Here is a 22,585-nt window from a genome sequence, read left to right on the forward strand (position 1 = left end):
TCGTCGCCGTCGCATCGCTTAGAGTGACGGCGACATGCTTGCCAACCTCACCCCCTTCCTCCTGCACTGGGCCATCACGGCCCTGTCCCTCTGGATCGCCAGCCTGCTGTTCCGCGGACTCAAGTTCGACAGCACCGGCGCGCTGATCGGCTCGGCCCTGCTGCTGGGCCTGGCCAATGCGGTGGTCAAGCCGCTCTTGATCGTGCTGACCCTGCCGCTCACGCTGGTGACTTTCGGGCTGTTCCTGCTCGTGATCAATGCGCTGATGATCCTGCTGGTCGCGGCGCTGGTGCGCGGCTTCCACGTGTCGGGCTTCTGGACGGCGTTGTTCGCGAGCATCTTCATCTCGGTGCTCAGCATCGTGATCGGTGGCTTCTTCGTGGGCGGCACGCCGGACACCCAGATCCAGATGCCTAGCAGCGGGCAATGGTTGTAGCGGCCTGCGGGGCCACCTGAAGTCAGGTTTGCGAGCCGCGATCTGCTATTTTTTTTATAGCGCCAGACAACGCTACGCGTTAGTGCGTACGGACACAGTCAGTTAACAGTCAGTCTGTTGAGCCGATGCTTCCCTGACCAACTGGGGACACATCCGCATGCGCATCAAGAGCCAGACCGACTTCTTCTCGGGAGTCATGTTCGCCGCCGTCGGGGGCGCTTTCGCCATCGGCGCCACCACCTACAACATCGGAGACGGCGCCCGCATGGGGCCGGGTTACTTCCCGCTAATGCTGGGGATCATCCTCGCGATCCTCGGCGTGATCATCATTGCCGAGGGGCTGATCGTCGAGACCGCTGATGGCGAGCCGATCGGCAAGTGGGCCTGGAAGCCGCTGTTCTTCGTGATCCTGGCCAACCTCGCGTTCGGCGTGCTGCTGGGCGGCTTGCCGAGCATCGGCGTGCCGGCGATGGGCATGATCATCGCGATCTACGCGCTGACCATCATCTCCAGCCTTGCCGGTGAACACTTCAAGCTGCGCGACGTGCTGGTGCTCTCCACCATCCTTGCGGTCGGCAGCTACATCGCCTTCATCTGGGCGCTGAAACTCCAGATCCAGGTCTGGCCCACGTTCATCACGGGCTGAGGAGAGCTGCACCATGGAACTCTTTCATAACCTCTCGCTCGGCTTCGGTGTTGCGTTCACCTTCACCAACCTGCTGTACTGCCTGGTCGGTTGCATCCTGGGGACGCTGATCGGCGTGCTGCCCGGCATCGGCCCGGTCGCGACGATCGCGATGCTGCTGCCCGCCACCTATGCGCTCCCGCCCGTGTCGGCGCTGATCATGCTGGCCGGCATCTACTACGGAGCGCAATACGGCGGCTCCACCACCGCCATCCTGGTCAACCTGCCGGGGGAATCGTCCTCGGTGGTGACCTGTATCGACGGCTACCAGATGGCGCGGCAGGGGCGAGCGGGTCCGGCACTCGCTGCGGCCGGCCTGGGCTCGTTCTTCGCGGGTTGCGTCGGCACGCTGATCCTGGCCGCCTTCGCGCCGCCGCTGACCGAGTTGGCCTTCAAGTTCGGTCCGGCCGAATACTTCTCGCTGATGTGCCTGGGCCTGATCGGCGCCGTGGTGCTGGCCTCGGGCTCGCTGATCAAGGCGGTGGCCATGATCGTGCTGGGCCTGCTGCTGGGCATCGTCGGCACCGACGTGAACTCCGGCGTGGCGCGCTTCAGCTTCGACGTGCCGGAGCTCACCGACGGCATCGGCTTCGTGGTGATCGCCATGGGCGTGTTCGGCTATGGCGAAATCATCGGCAACCTGTCGCAGCCCGAGCATGAACGCGAAGTGTTCACCGCCAGCGTGAAGGGCCTGTGGCCGACCAAGGACGACTTCAAGCGCATGGCACCCGCGGTGATGCGCGGCACCACGCTCGGCTCGGCGCTGGGCATCCTGCCCGGTGGCGGTGCGCTGCTGGCGGCTTTCGCGGCCTATGCGTTGGAGAAGAAGATCAAGATGCGGCCCGGCGAAGTCGCCTTCGGCAAGGGCAACATCCGCGGCGTGGCATCGCCGGAGTCGGCCAACAACGCCGGTGCGCAGACCTCCTTCATCCCGCTGCTGACGCTGGGCATTCCGCCGAACGCCGTAATGGCGCTGATGGTCGGCGCCATGACCATCCACAACATCCAGCCAGGCCCGCAGGTGATGACCAGCAACCCGGAACTGTTCTGGGGCCTGATCGCCTCGATGTGGATTGGCAACGCAATGCTGATCATCCTGAACCTGCCGCTGATCGGCATGTGGATCAAGCTGCTGACGGTGCCCTACAAGTTCCTGTTCCCGGCGATCGTGCTGTTCTGCGCGATCGGCGTGTATTCGACCAACAACAACACCTTCGACATCTGGATGGTCGCGGCCTTCGGTTTTATCGGCTATCTGTTCCTCAAGCTCAAGACCGAGCCTGCGCCGCTGCTGCTGGGCTTCATCCTGGGGCCGATGATGGAAGAGAACCTGCGGCGTGCGCTGCTGCTGTCGCGGGGGACCTGGAGCGTGTTCGTCACCCGGCCGCTGTCGGCCGGGCTGCTGCTGGCGGCGCTGCTGCTGCTGGGGATCGTGTTGCTGCCTTCGATCAAGTCGAAGCGGGAAGAGGCGTTTGTGGAGGAGTGAGCGTCTGCGCCGCTGCTTGCGCAGCGACATGGAAGGAGCCGCCCCAGGGCGGCTTTTTTCATGGCCGTTTGCCGACCTGATGCAGTGCCGCACTGCATCGTCATTTGGCAACTGCGCCGGTGATCCTTGACCATGCGACGACGCGGACTACGATGCGTCCGATGCCCCGTTGCGGATCGCATCAGATCAGCACTCCCGCCATGAACACGTCATGAAGACCCAGTACTACACCGCCTCGAGCCTTGACGGATTCATCGCCACGGAGGATGACTCGCTCGACTGGCTTTTTCCCCTTGGCGACGTCAACGACACGAGCTATCCGGGCTTCATCAAGGAGGTCGGAGCGATCGCGATGGGCTCGTCCACGTACGCGTGGATGCTCCGGCATGTCGTCAAGCCGGGAGCCGGCCAGGAAGCGCCGTGGCCCTATGCGCAACCGACCTGGGTGTTCTCATCGCGCCAGCTTGAACCGATAGCAGGGGCGGACATCCGCTTCGTGCGGGGTGACGTGCGCCTCGTCCACGACCAGATGCGGCAGGCCGCTGCGGGCAAGAACCTCTGGGTCGTCGGCGGCGGGGATCTGGCGGGCCAGTTCCACGACGCGGGGCTGCTGGACGAAATCATCGTTCAGATCGGGTCGGTCACCCTGGGCCAAGGCAAGCCGCTTCTGCCTCGCCGGATCGCGGGTGCCGCAGCGCTGCGGCTGACATCCGTTCAAAGCGTCGGCACCGGCTTTGCGGAACTGCGGTACGAGGTACCCGCACGGCCATGATCGCCATGCGTCCCTTGGTGCCTTGCACACGCCGTAGCGCGATCGCCCATGCCGCGATCATGCTTGTCGCAGGCCAATCGTGGGCGGTGGGGCATTCGTCTGCAAGCGAGCCGGACCGCAAGTGGTACGAGGCCGCCGCTGCGCAGAGGAAGCTCGCCGAATCATGGGGCGATCAGTCCTACGGCGCCGTGCTCGTATTGGATGGCACAGTCGCCGGCGAAGGTCCGAGCCGGGTGGTGAAAAACCAGGACGCCGACGCGCATGCCGAGCGCGAAGCCATCCGGGATGCGCAACGGCGTCTGGGACGCACGGATATGGCGGGCTCGGTGCTGTATTCGACTTCGCGACCCTGCGCCTTGTGCGAAGCCGCGGCGGCACGAGCGGGGGTGAGCCGCATGTATTTCGGTCCATCGCTCGTTGACGCCGGTGTGCCGCGGCCTGTTGCGCAGTGACGTGACCTACACCAGTTCCTTGCAGGCAACAAGCGCCGGGTCCACCTCCACCGCAAACGGCATCCGATCCAGGACATCCGCCTGGACATCCACCCCCGGCGGCACTTCGATCAGCCGCAGGCCATTCGGCGTCAACTGGAACACCGCCCGCTCGGTGACGTAGAGCACTTCCTGCCCATCCGCCCGCGCCCGCGCACCGCTGAAGGTGATGTGCCGCACCTTCTTCACCAGCTTCGAGACATCCCCATGCCGCCGGATGGTCACCTCCTCGCCCTCATGCTCCACCACCAGCCCCTTCGCCTCGAAGGTGCCGCAGAACACCACCTTCTTCGCGCGCTGCGTGATGTCGACGAAGCCGCCCGGGCCGACGATGCTGTCGCCCAGCCATGACACGTTGACGTTGCCTTCCGCATCCAGTTCGCCCATGCCGAGGAAGGCGATGTCGACGCCGCCGCCGCTGAAGAAGTCGAACTGCTCGGTCGACTTGACGATGGCGCTGGGATAACGGGTCGCACCGAACAGGTGGCCGCCGAGCAGCTCGCCGTTGTGCGGGCCTTGCTCGATGGTGGTCCAGCCGATCTCGCGGGCTTCGGCCTGGGCCACGGCCGGGATGCCATCGGGCACACCGAAGCCGAAGTTGACGCACGCGTCGGCGCGCAGTTCCTTCGCGGCGCGGCGGGCGATGAGATAGCGCACGCCATCCGGCAGCGGCATGGCGGCACGGGTGGCGGGCGCGCGTTGCATGCCACTCATGCTGAGATCGTAGGCCGCGCCGGTGGTCTGGGTCTGCGCCGCGAACTGGCAGACCATGTCGACCAGCACGCCCGGCACGCTGACATCGCGGGCTGGCGAGATCGATTCATCGAGCACGTCGCGCACCTGCGCCAGCACCTTGCCGCCGCAGTTGTGCGCCGCCATCGCCGCCGCGAAGGCGTCCATTTCAGACGGTTCTTCGCGCGAGGTGAGGTTGCCTTGCGGGTCGCAGGCGGTGCCGCGGATCAGCGCGAAGTCGACCTGGATCGGCTTGTACCAAAGGAGCTCCTTGCCGCCCAACTTGATCACTTCGACCAGGTCTTCCGTCGCCTTGTCGTTGCAGCGCCCGCCGCCGTGGCGTGGGTCGGCAAACGTATGCAGGCCGATGTGCGTGACCAGCCCATGGCGGCCTGCGCCCGTCTCACGCATCAGCGTCTGGATCGGCCCCGCCGGCAACGTGTAGGCCTCGATCTCGTTGGTTCGCGCCAGCTCCTGCATCTTCTTCGACCAGCTCCAGTGGCCGCCGATCACGCGCTTGACCATGCCCTTGTGCGCGAAGCGCGTGATGCCGGTGGCGACGCCGTCGCCGATGCCCAGGCCGTGGATCAGCGTGAGGTTGCGCGGGTGCCCCGTGGTGAGGAAGCGCTTCTCGATCGCCTCCGCGATGTGATCGGCCTCCTGCAAGCCACCGCCGGAGCCGCTGAGCACCACGGTCGCGCCATCGAAAACTTCGTTTGCCATTTGCTCGGCGCCAACGATTCTGACTTTTTTCATTGCACTTCCTTGTGATTGCGCTTGACCGACGGGCCAAACGTCTGCCATGATTGTAATAACTAACCAGTTACATACATCAGGGTTTCACCCTAAATTCCAAGGAGACCAGCATGAAATTGACGATGGAACACACGCAAGTCGCCGACATGGCCCGACGCTTCGCCAACGAGGTGATCCGCCCGCAAGCGGAGCGCCTGGACCGGGAAGAAGCCTTCGCCGGCGACATCTATGCAGCGATGGGCGAGAGCGGCCTGTTCGGCATCACGGTGCCGGACACCTATGGCGGCGCCGGCCTGGATTGCCTGGCCTACAGCATCGTGATGGAGGAACTGAGCCGCGGCTACGGCTCCATCGCCGACCAGTGCGGCCTGGTGGAACTGCTGACCACCCTGCTCTGCGCCCACGGCACCGACGCGCAGAAAGAACAGTGGATCGAGCCGCTGATCCGTGCGCAGAAGCGCGGCGCCTACTGCATCACCGAGGCCGGTGCGGGCTCCGACGTGTCGGGCGTGAAGACCACCGCGGTGCGCCAGGGCGACGGCTGGGTGCTCAACGGCGCCAAGCTGTGGATCCACAACGCGCCGGTGGCCGACGTGGCCTTCGTGCTGGCCCGCACCGACCCGGCGGCCGGCAAGCGTGGCATGAGCATCTTCATCGTCGACTGCCACTCGGCCGGTGTCTCGCGCGGGCCGAAGGAACACAAGCTGGGCCAGCGCTCCTCGCAGGTCGGCGAGTTGGCCTTCAACGACGTGGTGCTGCCGGCGGATGCCATGCTCGGCACCGAGGGCCGCGGCTTCCACATGATGATGAGCGTGCTGGAGAAGGGCCGCATCGGCATCGCCTCGCTGGCCGTCGGCATCCTGCAAGCCGGGCTCGACGCCTCGGTGGAGCAGGCCAAGATCCGCAAGCAGTTCGGCGCGCCGATCTCCGAGTTCCAGGGCATCCAGTTCATGCTGGCCGACATGGCCAAGGACACCGAAGCAGCGCGCCTGCTGGTGCGCTCGGCGGCTTCGAAGATCGATGCCGGCGAGGATGCCACCGCCGCATCGTCGATGGCCAAATGCTTTGCCGGTGACGCCGCCGTAGCGCACAGCAGCAACGCGATCCAGATCTTCGGCGGCAGCGGCTACATCCGCGGCTACGAGGTCGAGCGCCTGTACCGCGACGCCAAGATCACGCAGATCTACGAAGGCACCAACCAGATCCAGCGCGTGATCATCGCGCGCAATTTGCTGAAGTAGGCCCACCCCCGAACGCGCCTGCGGCGCCTCCCCCTCAAGGGGGCGCACCCGGCGGCCCGGCAAAGCCGGTTCCGCGGGTGCCCTTGAAATGGGGCTGCATCAGGCTTTACGGCTAAACCACAACACGACAAAGCGGAGTCAATCCCATCATGAAGAAGACAGCCATCGTCAGCGGCGCATCGCGCGGCATCGGACGCGCCACCGCCCTCGCCCTCGCAGCCGAAGGTTTCGACATCGCGGCGCTGGCCTGGAAGGACGGCGAGAAGCTCGAACAGCTCAAGGCCGACGTGCTCGCCACCGGCCGCCACTGCCAGGTCTACGAGATCGACATCGCCGACCGCGCGAGCCACCAGCCCTTCGTCGATGCGGTGGTGGCCGAGTTCGGCGAGATCCATTGCATGGTCAACAACGCGGGCGTGTCGGTGCTGCAACGCGGCGACCTGCTCGAAGTCAGCGAGGAAAGCTACGACCGCTGCTTCGACACCAACACGCGCGGCACCTTTTTCCTGTCGCAGGCCGTGGCCAAGCACATGGTCGCGCAACAGCGCCAGGACGGCATCTACCGCAGCATGGTGTTCGTCACCTCGTCGAACGCCGCAGCGGCAACGGTGGAGCGCGGCGAATACTGCATGTCGAAGATTGCGCTGCACATGGCCTCGCGCCTGTTCGCGATGCGGCTGGCGCCGCTGGGCATCGGCGTGTTCGAGGTACAGCCCGGCCTGATCCTCACCGAGATGACCGCGCCTTCCAAGCCCAAGTACGACGCGCTGATCGCCAACGGCATGACCATCGAGCCGCGCTGGGGCATGCCGGAAGACGTGGCCCGCGTAATCCGCACGATGGCCGCCGGACTGCTGCCTTACACGGTGGCGCAAGAGGTTCGCGTGGATGGCGGCCTGCTGATCCAGCGCTTCTGAACCCAACGAAGAAATTCAAGGAGACACGACAACATGACCGACCTCAAGCTCCCCGACACCGCCGGCCGACTCACGCCCTACAGCCTGCAAGGCACCCCTTGGACTGCACAAGCGCCAGCCTGCGCCTTCAACCGCGTGGTGTTCTCCGCGGCGCACGTGGTGGCCGACCCCTTCGCCGACGTGGCGCCATCGAGCGGCGGCAAGATCGACTGGGAAGCCACGCTGCAATACCGCCGCTACCTGGCCGAACTGGGCCTCGGCATCGCCGAAGCCATGGACACCGCGCAGCGCGGCATGGGTCTCTCCTGGGCCGACTCGCTCACGCTGATCCGCGAGACGCAGAAGGCCCTGAGCGGCACCAACGTCCCCATCTACAGCGGCTGCGGCACCGATCATCTTGACCCGGCCACCGTGCGCACGCTCGACGATGTGACCGCCGCCTACCTGGAGCAGGTCGATGCGATCCAGCACTCCGGTGGCCGCCTGATTCTCATGGCCAGCCGCGCGCTGGCCCGCGTGGCGAAGACGCCCGACGACTACCTCAAGGTGTACCGCACGGTGCTCGCACGCGCCGAGCATCCCGTGGTGCTGCACTGGCTCGGCGACATGTTCGACCCGGCGCTCGCCGGCTACTGGGGCACCGACGACCTCACCGCCGCCCGCGACGTCGCGTTGCAGGTGATCGCCGAATCCACCAGCAAGGTCGACGGCATCAAGATCTCCCTGCTCGACAAGCAGCGCGAGATCGACATGCGCCGCATGCTCCCGGCCAGCGTGAAGATGTACACCGGCGACGACTTCAACTACCCGGAACTCATCGCGGGTGACGAGGTGGGCTACTCGCATGCGCTGCTCGGCATCTTCGACGCGATCGCGCCGGCAGCCTCGCACGCGCTCACCGCGCTGGCACAGGGCGACAAGCAACGCTTCCTCGACATCCTCGAACCCACGGTGCCGCTGTCGCGCCGCATCTTCGGCGCGCCGACGCAGTTCTACAAGACCGGTGTCGTGTTCCTCGCCTGGCTCAACGGCCACCAGTCGCACTTCGTGATGCTGGCCGGCCACCAGGCGATGCGCCCGCTGCCCTACTTCGTCGACATCTTCCGCATGGCCGACCAGGCCGGCCTGCTGCGCGACCCCGAACTGGCCGCGTCGCGCATGCGGCAGTTCCTCGCGCTGCACGGCGTGCAAGGCTGAAGGCGGACAAGCGATGGGCGAAATCCTCTCGTCGCGCGAAGGCGCGGTGCTGACCCTGCGGCTGTCGAACCCCGGCAAGGCCAATGCGCTGGACCTCCACATGCTGGGCCAGCTCGACCAGCACATCGATCAGGTCGAGCAGGACGCGAGCGTGCGTGCGGTGGTGCTGCGCGGCACGATCGGCGGCACCTTCTCGTCCGGCGCCGACATCGCGCAATGGGCGCCGATGACGCCCGGCCAGTTCGCCGATGAGTGGATCGCACACGGCAACCGCGTGTTCGGCCGGCTCGAACGGCTGCGCTGCCCGACCGTGTCCGCCATCGAGGGCCTCTGCTTCGGCGGCGGCCTGGAACTGGCGCTGGCCACCGACCTGCGCGTGGGCAGCCACGCGGCGCGACTGCGCTTCCCGGAAGTAGGCATCGGCGCGATGCCGGGATGGGAAGGCGGCAGCCGCCTCGCACACATCGTCGGCCGCGGCCGGGCACTGGAAGCGGTATTGACCTGCCGCGAACTCGACGCCGCCACCGCGCACCAGTGGGGCGCGCTGAATGCGGTGTGGCCCGCGACCGCCTTCGAGACCGCGCTCGGCCGCTTCGTCGAGACGCTCTGCCGCGTGTCGCCCACGGCCGCGTCATGGTCCAAGGCAGCCATCGTGCGCGGCGACGAGGAACCCGCCGCGTTCTATGCCGAAGCCGCCCGCGCCGTGAAGGCCAGCGCCGACGCCGCCATCGGCATCGCGGCCTTCAAGGCCAAGAAGTCCGCCATCTTTTGAATACCCAGGAGGAGACAACCCATGCATGACAACACCCTGCCGACCACGCCCCGACGCTTCCAGATGTTCATCGACGGCCGCTGGACCGATGGGCACGGCGACCAGTTGACGACGCGCCACAGCCCCGGCCACGGCGTCCCCGTGGCGCAGTGGCCCGCCGGCACCGCACAGGACGCCAAGGACGCGATCCGCGCCGCCCGCACCGCCTTCGACACCGGCCCGTGGCCGCGCATGCCCGCAGCCGAACGCGCCAAGGTGCTGTTCAAGGTGGCCGACCTCATCGAGCAGAACGTCGACGAACTGGGCCTCATCGAATGCCTGGAAACCGGCAAGCCCATCAGCCAGGCCAAGGGCGAGGTCCGCGGCGCGGCGGACGTATGGCGCTTTGCCGCGGGCGCCTCGCGCTCGATGGCGGGCGAGACGCTCAACAACCTCGGCGACCGGCTGCTGGCGCTCGTGCTGCGGCAGCCGATCGGCGTGATCGGTGTCATCACGCCGTGGAACTTCCCCTTCTTCATCCTCGCGGAGCGCCTGCCCTTCCTGCTGGCCGCCGGCTGCACCGCCGTCGTCAAGCCCTCGGAAGCCACCAGCGGCACCACGCTGCGCCTCGGTGAACTCTTGCAACAGGCCAGGCTGCCCGATGGCGTGGTCAACCTGGTCAGCGGCCACGGCGCCGAGGTGGGTCAGGTCATTCTCGACAGCGACCTGGTCGACATGGTTTCGGTCACCGGCTCGACCGCTACCGGCCGCAAGGCGATCCAGGCCTCCGTCGGCAACATCAAGAAGCTCGGCCTGGAGTTGGGCGGCAAGAACCCACACATCGTCTTCGCCGATGCCAACCTCGACGATGCGGCCGATGGCGTGGCCTTCGGCATGGCCTTCAACGCGGGCCAGTGCTGCGTCGGCGCGAGCCGGCTGGTGGTGCATCGCTCGGTGGCCGAGGTGTTCACGCAGAAGCTCGCGGCCAAGATGCGGCGCATCGTGGTCGGCGATCCGCTCGACCCGGCCACGCAGGTCGGCGCGCTGTTCGACGAGGCGCATATGCGCAAGGTGCTGTCGTACATCGACGGCGGCGTGGCACTCGGCGCAACCGTGGTGGCCGGCGGCGGACGCACCGGCTGCGAGAAGGGCCACTTCGTGCAGCCCACGCTGCTCACCGACGTCACGCCGGAGATGCCGCTGCTGCGCGACGAGATCTTTGGCCCGGTGCTGGCCGTTGTTCCCTTCGACACCTTCGAGGACGCGATCCGCATCGCCAACGACACCGAGTTCGGCCTGTCCGCCTCGATCTGGACGCAGGACGTGAACCTCGCCCTGCGCGCCATGCGCGAAGTGCAGGCGGGGCGTGTGTGGATCAACACGACGTTGGACAATGGCCCCGAAGCGCCGATGGGCGGCATGAAGCAATCGGGCATCGGCCGGGATGCGGGGCTGGCCGGCATCGAGGAATACACCGAAGTCAAGACGGCGCACATCAACCTGCAGCCGCGCACTCACTGGATTGGAGCGAGCGATGGACTATGACTACATCGTGGTTGGCGGCGGTTCCGCAGGTTGCGCACTCGCGGCCCGGCTGTCCGAGGATGCCGACGTCAAGGTGCTGCTGCTGGAGGCCGGCCCGCGCGACAGCAGCCCGTGGATCCACATGCCGGTCGGCTTCTACAAGATGACCGCCGGCCCCATGACCTGGGGCCTGAAGACCGCGCCGCAGAAGCATGCGATGAACCGCGAGATTCCGTATGCGCAGGCGCGCGTGCTGGGCGGCGGTGGGTCGATCAACGCCGAGGTGTTCACGCGCGGTTGTGCGCAGGACTATGACGCCTGGGCCAACGACTTCGGCTGCGACGGCTGGTCTTTCGAAGAGCTGCTGCCGCTGTTCCGCCGCTCGGAGGACAACGACACGCTGTCGGGGCCGCTGCATGGCATCGGCGGGCCGCTGGGCGTCTCCAACGGTGCGCCGCACCGGATGACGCAGGCTTTCGTGCAGGCCTGCCAGCAGATGGGCATGCCCTACAACCCGGACTTCAACGGTGCAACGCAGGCCGGCGCCGGCGCCTACCAGACCACGACGCGCAACGGCAAGCGCTGCTCCGCGGCGGTGGGCTACCTGCGGCCCGCGCAAGGGCGGCGCAACCTCACGGTGAAGACGGATGCGCTGATCAACCGCATCGTCATCGAGAAGGGCCGCGCGGTGGGCGTGGAGGTGATCGAGGCGGGGCGGCCGAGCGTGGTGCGTTGTGCGCGTGAAGTGCTGGTGACCTCGGGTGCGATCGGCTCGCCCAAGCTGATGCTGCTGTCGGGCATCGGCCCGGCCGACCAGCTCCGTGCACTCGGCATCAATGTGGCAGCCGACCAGCCCGAGGTGGGACAGAACCTGCACGACCACTTCGGCATCGACATCGTCTACGAGCTGAATGGCCCGAACAGCTTCGACAAGTACGCGAAGCCGCACTGGATGGCCTGGGCGGGCTTGCAGTACGCGCTGTTCAAGAAGGGGCCGGTGGCGTCGAACATCGTGGAAGGCGGCGCGTTCTGGTACGCGGACCACAACGAGCCGACGCCGGACTTGCAGTTCCACTTCCTCGTCGGCGCGGGCGTGGAAGCCGGCGTGCCGAAGATCGAATCCGGCTCCGGCGTGACGCTGAACTCGTACGCGGTGCGACCGCATGCGCGCGGCTCGGTCACGCTCGCCAGCGCCGATCCGCGCACCATGCCGGTCGTCGACCCGAACTTCCTCGGCGACGAACGCGATGTGAAGACTTCCGTCGAGGGTGTTCGACTCAGCCGCGAGATCTTCCGTCAGTCGGCGCTCGCGAAGTACATCCGCAAGGAGCACTTCCCCGGCGACCGCGTGTCGACGCCAGCCGAGCTCGAATCGTATGCACGACAGTTCGGCCGCACTTCCTACCACCCGGTAGGAACCTGCCGCATGGGCGGCGATGTGAATTCCGTGGTGGACCCGGAACTGCGCGTGCGGGGCATCGAGGGGCTGCGCATCTGCGACAGCTCGGTGATGCCGCGGCTGGTCAGCTCCAACACCAATGCGCCGTCGATCGTGATCGGCGAGAAGGCGGCGGAGTTGATTCGTGGTGGTGGCAAGGCGCCTCGGCGGGCAGCCCAGCCCTGGATGGCCGAAGCGCGCGCGAACGGCGCCTCGGCGGCCTCGCGCTCACAAGCCATGGAGACGACGAATTGAACCCCACGCAAAGGCGCAAGCTGGGCCGGGTCGACCTCGATGTCACGGCCTTCGGCTTTGGCACGGCACCTGTCGGCAACATCTTCCGCGCCGTGCCAGAGGTCGAGTCGGATGCGATGTTCAACGCGGCCTGGGACGCGGGCGTTCGCTACTTCGACACCGCGCCCATGTACGGCCACGGCCTCTCGGAACTGCGCACCGGGCAGAGCCTGCGGTGGAAGAACCGTGACGACTTCGTGCTGTCGTCCAAGGTCGGCCGGGTGCTCAAGCCCGCCCGCCGCTCGGACATCAAGTTCGCGCCCTGGGTCGACGCCGCGCCGTTCACGATGCACTTCGACTACAGCTACGGCGGCACGATGCGCTCCTTCGAGGACTCGCTTCAGCGCCTCGGCCTGGAGCGCATGGACATCTGCTTCATCCACGACATCGATGTCTTCACGCGCGGCACGGACCAGCCCGCGGTGTTCAAGCAGGCGATGGATGGCTGCTGGAAGGCATTGGAGAAGCTCCGTTCCGAAGGCGTCGTCAAGGCCATCGGCGTGGGCGTCAACGAATGGGAGGTCTGTCATGAAGCGCTGCGCCAGCGCGACTTCGACTGCTTCCTGCTGGCGGGCCGCTACACCTTGCTCGAACAGGATGCGCTCGATGAATTCCTGCCGCTGTGCGAGCAGCGCGGCGCGGCCGTGGTCGTCGGCGGAGGCTTCAATTCCGGCATCCTGGCAACCGGCGCGAAGCCGGGTGCCAAGTACAACTACGCGCCGGCGCCAGCCGCGATCATGAAGCGCGTGGCCGACATCGAAGCCGTATGCGCGCAGTACCAGGTGCCGTTGCCGGCCGTGGCATTGCAGTTCGTGGTCGCGCATCCCGCCATCCCATCCTTCATCGCCGGCACGCGCACCGTCGAGCAACTGGAACAGAACCTGCGCTGGTTCGCCCATCCGATTCCGCCCGAGCTCTGGGGCGACCTGAAGCGCAAGGGCCTGCTGCGCGAAGACGCGCCGGTGCCTTCCGCCTGAAGCGCAGCGACTAGAAGCGACCGGCAGCCCGCCGAACGACCACCGGCGCCTTGGCGGGCGACTTCTCGCCCTTGGCCGTCGACCCCGTCCGCGGCGCTCGCTTGGCAGGCTTGCGCCGGCCCTTGAGAGACTCGATCAGGGAGATGGCTTCCTTGTCGAACTTCGCGTTGTCGTCGGGCATGGGTGCCTCCGGAGGGTGCGGGGGGCGAATCATACGGCCGCGGGAATTTCGCCGCACGGACGCGAGAGATGCCAGGTGCCTTGCGACCCGGTTGCTCTCCGCGGCCGGGCGGAGCCATCGTCCCACGCGGTGCGCACCAAACTGTAGCTGCCGCACCATGAAGAAGCCAATTGGGCACCAATATTGCTTGCATCGCGATCCATGCGCCGGCGAAGGGCTGGCAACGCACCACTCTCAAGCAGTATCGGTACCAAACTTTCATGGATGCACTACATCGGGGCGCGGATGCGCTGTTCATTCTTCTCGGCGCGATCATGGTCCTGGCGATGCACGCGGGCTTCGCCTTCCTGGAACTCGGCACGGTCCGCAAGAAGAACCAGGTGAATGCACTGGTCAAGATCCTGGTCGATTTCTCGGTGTCGACGGTGGTCTACTTCCTGGTCGGCTACGGCGTCGCCTACGGCGCGCACTTCTTCGTCGGCGCCGAGTCGCTGGCGCAGCAAAACGGCTATGAGCTGGTGAAGTTCTTCTTCCTGCTGACCTTTGCCGCCGCCATTCCCGCGATCATTTCGGGTGGCATCGCGGAACGCGCGAAGTTCTGGCCGCAACTCATCGCGACGGCGGTCATCGTCGGGCTGGTGTACCCCTTGTACGAAGGCATCGCCTGGAACAAGGCCTTCGGCATCCAGGGCTGGATCGAATCGGTGACCGGGCATGCGTTCCACGATTTCGCAGGCTCCGTGGTCGTGCATGCGGTGGGCGGCTGGCTGGCGCTGCCGGCGGTGCTGCTGCTGGGCGCGCGCCGCAACCGCTACCGAGGCGACGGGTCGCTCAGCGCGCATCCGCCATCGAACATTCCCTTCCTGGCACTGGGCGCGTGGGTGCTGTGCGTGGGCTGGTTCGGCTTCAACGTCATGAGCGCGCAGAGCATCGACAAGATCTCCGGCTTGGTGGCGGTCAATTCGCTGATGGCGATGGTGGGCGGCACGCTGGTGGCGCTGGCCATGGGCAAGAACGATCCGGGCTTCGTCTACAACGGCCCGCTGGCCGGGTTGGTCGCCGTGTGCGCGGGCTCTGACCTGATGCACCCGATCGGTGCCCTCGTGGTCGGTGGCGTGGCGGGCGCGATCTTCGTCTACATGTTCACGCTGACGCAGAACAAGTGGAAGGTCGACGACGTGCTGGGCGTCTGGCCCCTGCACGGGCTGTGCGGCACCTGGGGCGGCATCGCGGCCGGCATCTTCGGCCAGCAGGCGTTGGGCGGGATCGGCGGCGTCAGCTTCATTGCGCAACTGATCGGTGTGGCGATCGGGGTCGCCTGGGCATCCGTTGCCGGTGTGGTGGTCTACGGCGCGCTGAAACGCACGATGGGTCTGCGGCTGACGCAGGAAGAGGAGTACGACGGCGCCGACCTGTCGATCCACCACATCAGCGCCACGCCGGAGCGCGAAGTCAACTGGTGATGCCGGCGCGGTGGCTGCCACGTTGCAGCCAACGCCATCCGCTCAGTGCTGCAACACCTGGTTTGCACGGTGTCGCCAAAGCATGAAGCGGCTACGCATTGCGGGCAGACAACGCCTGCTGCTGGAACGCGCCGGGCGAGACGCCCATCTGACGCCGAAAGGCACGGCTGAAGTTGGCGGCATCGCTGAACCCCAGCTGTTCCGCGACCCGTGAGACGGTGGCGCCGCGCTGCAGCAGCAACTCGCGCGCCCGCTCGAGGCGCACCTGTTGGGAAAGGTCCCTGAAGTTCAGGTGCTCCTTCTTCAGGTTGCGGTCGACTGTGCGTGCAGAGATGTTCATGCGCTGGGCGATGTCCTCCAGCGTGACCTGCTGGCCCTGGGCTTCGCGCAAAAGCATGACGACATAGTCGCCCCATCCGCGGTCGGGCACCGGTCGCCGCTGCAGCGACTGCAGCCGCTCCTCGATCTGCTCGACGACCTTGGGCTCTGCCATGGGAAGCGGGCGGTCGAGCAGTGCGGCATCGAACGCCATCGCGATGCCGGGCAGTGCGCTGTCGTCGAAGCGAAAGCGTGCGGGTATCAACGTGGTGTAGCGTGCGTGGTGTGCCGGCGCGGGCATCCCCATGCAAGCCTCGTAGGGCACGCCTGCACCAAGAACCATCTCGAGCTGGTTGTGCACGGACACCGCTATAAGTTCCATCACGAAGCGCATGGCCTGCACCGGCATAGCGACAACCGGTGTGAAGACAACCTGCCCGGCGCCTGCCTTGCGCGTGTACTGCATCGCGAACAACTCATTGATGAGGTGGTAGTAGCGACTCGCCAATCGCAACATCTGGTCGAGGTCACGGCAACTGAGCAAGGCATAGCCCAGCATGTCGTGGGAGTTCAGCTTGATGCTTCGCGCGGTTTCGAATGCGAGGTCGGTGCGGCCCGTCAGGCGGTTGGTAGCGATGACCAGCGCCTCCACTTCGGGTGGAGAAAGCATTCCGTCGCTGCGCTCCATGCGCCCGGCGTCGATCTTCGCAAGAGCGAGCAGTCCAGCCGTGTCCACGCCCTGGGCGGCAAGCATGCCCAGGAGCGGCGAGAAGTAGCGGGTTGGAACAGACTTGCGCGACGGGATCATGCTGGGCTGGCAATCCGGTGAGCATCTTGAACGCGACGCCAGCGGCGCGCAACCGCGTCTTCGTTTTTCGTTCGTCGCGCGATGTGCTGTCAGAAACTGACCAGCAAGTGTCGGCATCTGACATTTTCCATTTGCCGCCCCGATCGGATCATCGGTGCATACCCACTCAACGAAAGCAAACGATGATTCTCGGCAACCCGAACCTGGACGTGCGCAAGACCAACCGTGCCATCGATGCACTGCTGGAAGTGACGACCAATCCCCGCCATCGCTTCATGCTGGAGGCCTACCACCGCCACCGCTTCCTGGAGATCGCCGGCCGCTACGAGGAGATCTTCGCGCCCGACATGACGGTGCAAAGCCCCACGTACCACTTCGAGGTGGCCGGCAACAGCGCCACGCTGGAGGGCCGGGACGCAGTCAAGGGCTTCTACGCGGTCTGGGCACAGACGCACCAGTCGATCTTCTATGCAGAGGACGAACAGATTGCGGTGGCCGACAACTTCATTGCCTCCGTCTCGACCATGTACCAGCAGACGCATGGCAGGACACTCATGGCGAACGGCATCCAGGTGGAGGACGAGAACGCCTACTACCTGATCCGCATCCCCGGCATGCAGATGTTCTGGCCTTACGACGACCAGGGGCGCCTCATGGGCGAGGACGTCTGGGAACCTAATCCGGCCGCGCGCACGCTGACGAAGCTCGACCCTTCGGAGGTGTTGACCAGTGAAGAGTCCGGCAGATTGCTGGCCCCGTTCATCAAGCCATTGGGCTCTTTCAGGGAAGCCATGCTGGAAACCGCGTAAGCGCGCTCCTGATGGCGTGCGCCCCGCTCGCGGCGCACGCTTCGCGTTGTGCTTACGGCTGGCGGCGGCGCAGGACGGTCGGGTCGTTCCCGCCAGCCCTTTTGCCGCGGTCGACGATCGTCACTGCTTCGCCGACGACTGCTGGGCGGAATTGGACGTTGACGCAGAGCCGCCGGCCTGCGAGTTGGCCGCGGACTGCGCGGCCTGCGCCTTGGCCTGAGCCTTTTCCTTGTCCTTCTTCGCGGCCTCGTGATGGCTAACGGCGCAACCGCCGGCCGCCCCCAGCACCGCGTGATCGCCAGCGACATGGCCTGCGACGGCCCCGACCGCTGCGCCGGTCACGCAACCTGCGTTGACTGCGCCGCTCGCGAAGCCGAGCGCCAAAACGACCGCACCAAGCAATGTGTTTTTCATGAGTCACTCCAAGTTTCGGGAAACCCGACGGACTCACGGTAGGCCGACTGCCAGGCCACCCACCCGACCGAAATCGCCCCTCATGCAGTAGGCGGCCACGCATTCCCGACCTCGGCAGCCGCCGACGGCGGGCTGATCCCCTCAAATAACCAATAGGTTACTAGGCTAAACCCTATGGACGAAGCTCTTCCACAGGAGAACAATAACCATCCAGTTAGTTACATCCCGAGTGAACACCCTCTAACTTCAAGGAGACAGTGCATGGCCTTCATCAAGAACTACATCGACCAGCAAATCACGCGCCGCCGCGACTTCCTGCTGGCCAGCGCCTACGGCCTGGTCGGCGCGGCCGCCGCCGGCAACCCGCTCGCGGCCTTCGCGCAGGCACAAGGCAAGCCGGCCGTCGCCTGGAGCTACCGCGACCGCAACAACCCGTACTGGCACGCCATCGCCTCCGGCGGCGAATCCTTCTGCGAAAGCGTCGGCATGAAGAAGTCCGACATGGTCCACCTGCTCAACAACGGCAGCTCGCAGAAGTCGCTGTCGGACATCCAGGCCTTCCTGTCGAAGACCGGCGGCAAGGCCGCGATCGCCTGCGATGCCAACGACGCGCCCAACTGCCGCCCCATCGTCGAAGCCGTGAAGAAGGCCGGCGCCTTCGTCTCGACCATCTGGAACAAGCCGGACGACCTGCATCCCTGGGACTTCGGCGATGCCTGGGTCTCGCACATGACCTGGTCCGACGAGGGCCCGGCCGAGCAGACCGCGCGTGCCCTCTTCACCGCCATGGGCGGCAAGGGCGGCGTCGTCGGCGTGGGTGGCATCGCGGCCAACAACCCGGCCGTCGAGCGCCTCAACGGCATGAAGAAGGCGCTGAAGGACTTCCCCGGCATCACGCTGCTCGACTACCAGCCGGGCGACTGGTCCACGCAGAAGGCCAACCAGGTGATGTCGGGCTTCCTCACGCGCTTCGGCGACAAGATCGGCGGCGTGTTCTGTGCCAACGATTCGATGGCCTACGGCGTGCTGGAGGCGCTCAAGGCCGAGGGCCGCAAGGTGCCGGTGGTCGGCTACGACGGCAGCCCGGAGGCGGTCGACCTGGTCGTCAAGGGCGACCTGCTCGCCACCGTGTTCACCAACCCGCACTGGGGCGGCGGCATCACTGCGGCGCTGGCCTACTACGCGGCCATTGGCAAGTTCAAGCCATCCGCCGAGCCGAAGGAGCATCGCGAGTTCTACGGTCCCTCCGTCGTCGTCACGCAGAAGGACGCGGCCGAGTTCAAGAAGAAGTACATCAGCAGCACGCCGAAGTACGACTGGACCGACTTCTGGGGCACCTCCGGCGGCCAGATCAAGTACGGGGCCAAGGCGTGATCGCGCACATGGATGCATCGGGCTCGGCGCGCGCAGCCACCAAGGCTGACACGACGCCCCCCGCGCGCACGGTGAAGACGACACGCTCGGTGTCGTGGATGCAATGGGCGCCGCTCCTGGTGCTCGGCGCACTGGTGCTGGGCTTCGCGGCGGCCAACCCGAAGTTCATGACGCTGGCCAATTTCGCGCGGATCGCGATCGCGGCCGCGCCTGCACTGATGGTCGCCGTGGGCGTGACCTTCATCATCGTGATGGGCTCCATCGACCTGTCGATGGAAGGCACCATCTCCACCGCCGCCGTGCTGTTCGCGCTGATGTTCAAGGCCCTGGGCGGCGAGATGGCCGGCTGGGGCTGGGTGGCGATTCCGGCGGCGCTCGCAGTCGGTGCGGGCATCGGCCTGGTCAATGGCCTGGTGCACGTCAAGCTGAGCATCCCCTCCTTCATGTCGACGCTGGCGATCGGTTTCGTCGGCATGGGCCTGTCGGTGGTGCTGACGGGCGGCGACATCCTGCGCGTGGACGACGACGTGTTCCGCGCGCTGATCTTCGTGCGCATCGGCGGCTTTCCGCTGATGGTGTTCGTGGCGATCGCGCTGGTGTTCGTGGCCTGGTTCATCCAGCGCAAGACGATCCTCGGGCGGCACTTCTATGCGGTGGGCGGCGGCGAGGACCTGGCGCATGCGAGCGGCCTCAACGTCAAGCGCGTGCGCATCATGGGCTTCATGCTGGCGGGCGTGTTCTATGCGCTGGCCGCGATCTTCGCGGTGGCGAAGGGCGGCATGGCGGAATCGCTGACGGGGTCGAACTTCATGTTCGCCTCGATCACGGCGGTGGTCATCGGCGGCACCTCGCTGATGGGTGGCAGCGGCGGCGTGTGGAACGCGGTGGTCGGCGTGCTGATCGTCAGCGTCATCAACAACGGCATGGTGGTCGTCGGGCTGCCCAACTACTTGCAGGACGGCGTGCTCGGCGTGCTGGTGATCCTCTCGGTCGCATTGGCGATCAACCGCAAGAACCAATCCCTCGTGAAGTGAGAACGCCATGCTTGAATTCAAGAAAGTGGAGAAGCGCTTCCCCGGCGTGCATGCGCTGAAGGGCATCGACTTCCGCATCGAACGCGGCGAGATCGTCGGGTTGGTGGGTGAAAACGGCGCCGGCAAGTCGACGCTGATGAAGGTGCTCTACGGCGCCTACCAGCACGACGGCGGCGAGGTGCTCATCGACGGCAAGCCGGTCGCCTTCGCCAACCCGCGCGAGGCGATGCTCAAGGGCATCGGCATGGTGTTCCAGGAACAGTCGCTGATCCCGAACCTCTCGGTGATGGAGAACATCTTCCTCGGCTTCGAGCAGCGCTTCGTGCGCTGGGGCGTCGTCAACTGGAAGAAGATGGCCGCGGCGGCGCGCGTGCAGCTGGCCAAGGTGGAGCTGGACATCGATCCGCACATGGAACTTTCGAAGCTGTCTTTCGCGCAACGCCAGCTGGTCGAGTTGGCCAAGGTGATGGCGCTGGAGGAACGCGTCGAAGGCGACCTGGTGATCCTGCTCGACGAGCCTACCTCGGTGCTCGCGAAGGATGAAGTGCAGCTGCTGTTCCGGCTGATCCGCCGGCTGCGTTCGCGGGCTTCCTTCATCTTCGTCTCGCACCGCATGGACGAGGTGATCGACATCTCCGACCGGATCTACGTGATGAAGGACGGCGCGGTGGTCGATGTGGTCGATGGCAGCACCGCGGTGGCCAGCAGCATCCAGGAGAAGATGGTCGGCCGGGAGATCAGCACCGCCTACTACCGCGAGGAAAAGCAGAAGCCCTGCACCGACGACGTGCTGGTCGAGGCCGAGGGCTTGAGCCATGCCGGCAAGTACGAGGACATCAGCTTCCGGCTGCGCCGCGGCGAGGTGCTGAGCCTGGTCGGCGTGGAAGGCTCGGGTGGCGAGGAGATCATGCGCACGGTGTTCGGCTTGGAGAAGCCGACCGGCGGCACGCTGCGCATCAAGGGCAAGGCGGTGCGCCGCTTCAACGCGGCCAATGCGGTGAGGCACGGCATCGGCTACATCCCGCGCGAACGCAAGATCGAAGGCATCGTGGGTGGCATGTCGGTGTTCGAGAACATGACGCTTTCGCAGATGCGCAACTACAGCCGCGGCGGCGTGCTGAAGCGTGCCGCCGAACGCGCCACCGCGCAGCAGTGGGTGAAGCGGCTGGAGATCAAGACGCCTTCGGTCGATGCCAACGCCGGCAAGCTCTCCGGCGGCAACCAGCAGAAGGTGGTGATCTCCAAGTGGCGCAGCAGCGGCTCGGACGTGATCCTGCTCGACCATCCCACGCGCGGCGTCGACATCGGCGCCAAGGAGCACATCTACGAAGTGATCCGCGAGATGTGCGACGACGGCTGCGGCGTGCTGCTGATGGCCGACACGCTGGAGGAGGCGATCGGCCTCTCCCACACCATCGCCGTGCTGCGCGATGGCAAGGTGCAGCAGTGGTTCGACTGCGTGCCGGGCCACAAGCCTTCCCTGTTCGACCTCGTCCATCACATGACTTGAAGAGCCCGCCATGAACTTCGAAAAACTCCGCCCTCACCTGCCCTGGCTCACGCTGCTGATGCTCACGCTGGCGGTGAGCGCCATCAATCCTGGCTTCCTCTTGCCGTCCAACTTGTTGCAGATGACGGCCGATGTGTCCACGCTGTTCGTGATGGCGCTGGGCATCACGCTGGTGATCTTCATCGGCGGCATCGACCTGTCGGCGCAATCGGTGGCCAACATGACGACGGTGCTGGCCACCTTGTCGCTGCCCTTCCTCGGCATCTGGTCGGCGATTGGCGTGGTACTGGCGGGTGCGCTGATGGGCTTCGTGTCGGGCTATGCGTCGACGCGACTCAAGGTGCCGTCGTTCATATCGACACTGGCGATTGGCGGCATTGCCTTGTCGATCGCACAGTACGCCTCCGGGCAGCGCGCGATCTTCATGGATGCGGGGATGCGTGAGCAGGCGTTCGGCTGGGTGACGGCGAGCACGGCGGGCATTCCGCATGAGGTGCTGATCGCAGGCGCGCTGCTGGCGGTGATGCTGTTCGTGGAGCGCCGCACCACCTTCGGCCGTGCGCTGAAGGCTATCGGCGCGGGCGAGCCCGCAGCAGCTGCATCCGGCCTCAACGTGGACCGCTACAAGATCGCCGTCTACACGCTGTCGGGGCTCATCGCGGCCTTTGCAGGGCTGCTGTTCTCGGTCAAGCTGGCAGGTGGCGCGCCCAACCTGGCGGAAGGCTTCCTGCTGCCGGCCATCGTCGCGGTACTGATCGGCGGCACGCCGCTCACGGGCGGTGTCGGCGGCGTGCTCAACACGCTGATCGGCGCGCTGATCGTGGCGGTGATCCGCACCGGCATGGTGTACCTGGAGGTACCGGCGACGGCGCAGCAGATCGTGTTCGGTGTCGTGCTGACCGTGGCGATCGCGCTGACCATCGACCGCAGCAAGCTCGCGACCGTCAAGTAACTACCGAGTGCAATTGGGCTGGCCT

Annotated in this window: 22 protein-coding genes; 18 read left to right on the forward strand and 4 right to left on the reverse strand. The window is 66.0% G+C overall.

The features are described 5' to 3' along the window. Positions 1 to 34: 34 nt before the first annotated feature. From WKW79_RS09625 to WKW79_RS09645, 5 genes are all read left to right on the forward strand, one after another. Positions 35 to 436 carry a phage holin family protein gene (locus tag WKW79_RS09625; protein ID WP_340334916.1) on the forward strand — a complete coding sequence of 134 codons (402 nt, stop codon included), beginning with the start codon at positions 35 to 37 and terminating at the stop codon, positions 434 to 436. Positions 437 to 593: 157 nt separating this feature from the next. Next, positions 594 to 1,082, forward strand: coding sequence for a tripartite tricarboxylate transporter TctB family protein (locus WKW79_RS09630; protein WP_340334917.1), 489 nt, complete (start codon positions 594 to 596; stop codon positions 1,080 to 1,082). Between the two features lie 13 nt (positions 1,083 to 1,095). Beyond that, positions 1,096 to 2,607, forward strand: coding sequence for a tripartite tricarboxylate transporter permease (locus tag WKW79_RS09635; RefSeq protein WP_340334918.1), 1,512 nt, complete (start codon positions 1,096 to 1,098; stop codon positions 2,605 to 2,607). A gap of 211 nt (positions 2,608 to 2,818) precedes the next feature. Continuing rightward, a complete protein-coding gene (locus WKW79_RS09640; RefSeq protein ID WP_340334919.1) occupies positions 2,819 to 3,379 on the forward strand; it encodes a dihydrofolate reductase family protein in 561 nt (186 codons plus the stop codon). Further along, complete coding sequence (locus tag WKW79_RS09645) at positions 3,376 to 3,831, forward strand: deaminase (RefSeq protein WP_340334920.1); 456 nt, start codon at positions 3,376 to 3,378, stop codon at positions 3,829 to 3,831. The genes WKW79_RS09640 and WKW79_RS09645 overlap by 4 nt, the downstream gene beginning before the upstream one ends. A gap of 6 nt (positions 3,832 to 3,837) precedes the next feature. On the opposite strand, the gene WKW79_RS09650 is transcribed toward WKW79_RS09645, so the two are convergent. Continuing rightward, entirely contained in the window at positions 3,838 to 5,325 is a 1,488-nt protein-coding gene (locus WKW79_RS09650) for a CoA-transferase (RefSeq protein ID WP_340334921.1), read from the reverse strand. 143 nt (positions 5,326 to 5,468) lie between these two features. Between WKW79_RS09650 and WKW79_RS09655 the strand changes: the two genes are divergently transcribed. The 7 genes from WKW79_RS09655 (at position 5,469) to WKW79_RS09685 (ending at position 13,697) form a co-directional block, all read left to right on the forward strand. Then, a complete protein-coding gene (locus WKW79_RS09655; protein WP_340334922.1) occupies positions 5,469 to 6,599 on the forward strand; it encodes an acyl-CoA dehydrogenase family protein in 1,131 nt (376 codons plus the stop codon). A 149-nt stretch (positions 6,600 to 6,748) separates the two neighbouring features. Further along, positions 6,749 to 7,516: a 3-ketoacyl-ACP reductase gene (locus tag WKW79_RS09660; protein WP_340334923.1), complete on the forward strand. Its 768-nt coding sequence runs from the start codon at positions 6,749 to 6,751 to the stop codon at positions 7,514 to 7,516. A 33-nt stretch (positions 7,517 to 7,549) separates the two neighbouring features. Further along, a complete protein-coding gene (locus WKW79_RS09665; protein ID WP_340334924.1) occupies positions 7,550 to 8,713 on the forward strand; it encodes a dihydrodipicolinate synthase family protein in 1,164 nt (387 codons plus the stop codon). A gap of 13 nt (positions 8,714 to 8,726) precedes the next feature. Beyond that, a complete protein-coding gene (locus WKW79_RS09670; protein WP_340334925.1) occupies positions 8,727 to 9,485 on the forward strand; it encodes an enoyl-CoA hydratase/isomerase family protein in 759 nt (252 codons plus the stop codon). 21 nt (positions 9,486 to 9,506) lie between these two features. Beyond that, the gene (locus WKW79_RS09675) at positions 9,507 to 11,009 is read left to right on the forward strand and encodes an aldehyde dehydrogenase family protein (RefSeq protein ID WP_340334926.1); all 1,503 of its coding nucleotides are present in this window, start codon (positions 9,507 to 9,509) and stop codon (positions 11,007 to 11,009) included. Next, positions 10,999 to 12,681 carry a GMC family oxidoreductase gene (locus WKW79_RS09680; protein WP_340334927.1) on the forward strand — a complete coding sequence of 561 codons (1,683 nt, stop codon included), beginning with the start codon at positions 10,999 to 11,001 and terminating at the stop codon, positions 12,679 to 12,681. Before WKW79_RS09675 ends, WKW79_RS09680 begins: the two co-directional genes overlap by 11 nt. Further along, complete coding sequence (locus WKW79_RS09685) at positions 12,678 to 13,697, forward strand: aldo/keto reductase (protein WP_340334928.1); 1,020 nt, start codon at positions 12,678 to 12,680, stop codon at positions 13,695 to 13,697. Before WKW79_RS09680 ends, WKW79_RS09685 begins: the two co-directional genes overlap by 4 nt. A 10-nt stretch (positions 13,698 to 13,707) precedes the next feature. Here WKW79_RS09685 and WKW79_RS09690 read toward each other — a convergent pair whose 3' ends face one another. Continuing rightward, on the reverse strand, positions 13,708 to 13,878 hold the full coding sequence (locus WKW79_RS09690; protein ID WP_340334929.1) for a hypothetical protein: 171 nt from the start codon (positions 13,876 to 13,878) through the stop codon (positions 13,708 to 13,710). A 260-nt stretch (positions 13,879 to 14,138) separates the two neighbouring features. Here WKW79_RS09690 and WKW79_RS09695 point away from each other — a divergent pair, with 260 nt between their 5' ends. Further along, positions 14,139 to 15,341 (forward strand): ammonium transporter, encoded by a 1,203-nt coding sequence (locus WKW79_RS09695; protein WP_340334930.1) that lies wholly within the window; start codon positions 14,139 to 14,141, stop codon positions 15,339 to 15,341. 91 nt (positions 15,342 to 15,432) lie between these two features. Here the strand turns inward: WKW79_RS09695 and WKW79_RS09700 are convergent, their stop codons facing one another. Next, positions 15,433 to 16,467 carry an AraC family transcriptional regulator gene (locus tag WKW79_RS09700; protein WP_340334931.1) on the reverse strand — a complete coding sequence of 345 codons (1,035 nt, stop codon included), beginning with the start codon at positions 16,465 to 16,467 and terminating at the stop codon, positions 15,433 to 15,435. Positions 16,468 to 16,649: 182 nt separating this feature from the next. On the opposite strand from WKW79_RS09700, the gene WKW79_RS09705 reads away from it, so the two are divergent. After that, entirely contained in the window at positions 16,650 to 17,276 is a 627-nt protein-coding gene (locus WKW79_RS09705) for a hypothetical protein (protein WP_340334932.1), read from the forward strand. Between the two features lie 120 nt (positions 17,277 to 17,396). Here WKW79_RS09705 and WKW79_RS09710 read toward each other — a convergent pair whose 3' ends face one another. Next, the gene (locus WKW79_RS09710) at positions 17,397 to 17,690 is read right to left on the reverse strand and encodes a hypothetical protein (protein WP_340334933.1); all 294 of its coding nucleotides are present in this window, start codon (positions 17,688 to 17,690) and stop codon (positions 17,397 to 17,399) included. Positions 17,691 to 17,951: 261 nt separating this feature from the next. Between WKW79_RS09710 and WKW79_RS09715 the strand changes: the two genes are divergently transcribed. From WKW79_RS09715 to WKW79_RS09730, 4 genes are read left to right on the forward strand one after another with little or no spacing between them, the layout of a single operon-like run. Beyond that, complete coding sequence (locus WKW79_RS09715) at positions 17,952 to 19,064, forward strand: sugar ABC transporter substrate-binding protein (RefSeq protein WP_340334934.1); 1,113 nt, start codon at positions 17,952 to 17,954, stop codon at positions 19,062 to 19,064. 8 nt (positions 19,065 to 19,072) lie between these two features. Further along, positions 19,073 to 20,098, forward strand: coding sequence for an ABC transporter permease (locus tag WKW79_RS09720; protein WP_340334935.1), 1,026 nt, complete (start codon positions 19,073 to 19,075; stop codon positions 20,096 to 20,098). 7 nt (positions 20,099 to 20,105) lie between these two features. Then, the gene (locus WKW79_RS09725; protein ID WP_340334936.1) at positions 20,106 to 21,608 is read left to right on the forward strand and encodes a sugar ABC transporter ATP-binding protein; all 1,503 of its coding nucleotides are present in this window, start codon (positions 20,106 to 20,108) and stop codon (positions 21,606 to 21,608) included. 10 nt (positions 21,609 to 21,618) lie between these two features. Beyond that, a complete protein-coding gene (locus tag WKW79_RS09730) occupies positions 21,619 to 22,560 on the forward strand; it encodes an ABC transporter permease (protein WP_340334937.1) in 942 nt (313 codons plus the stop codon). Positions 22,561 to 22,585: the final 25 nt, after the last annotated feature.

Source organism: Variovorax robiniae, assembly GCF_037889955.1.
Taxonomy (GTDB): Bacteria; Pseudomonadota; Gammaproteobacteria; order Burkholderiales; family Burkholderiaceae_C; genus Variovorax; species Variovorax robiniae.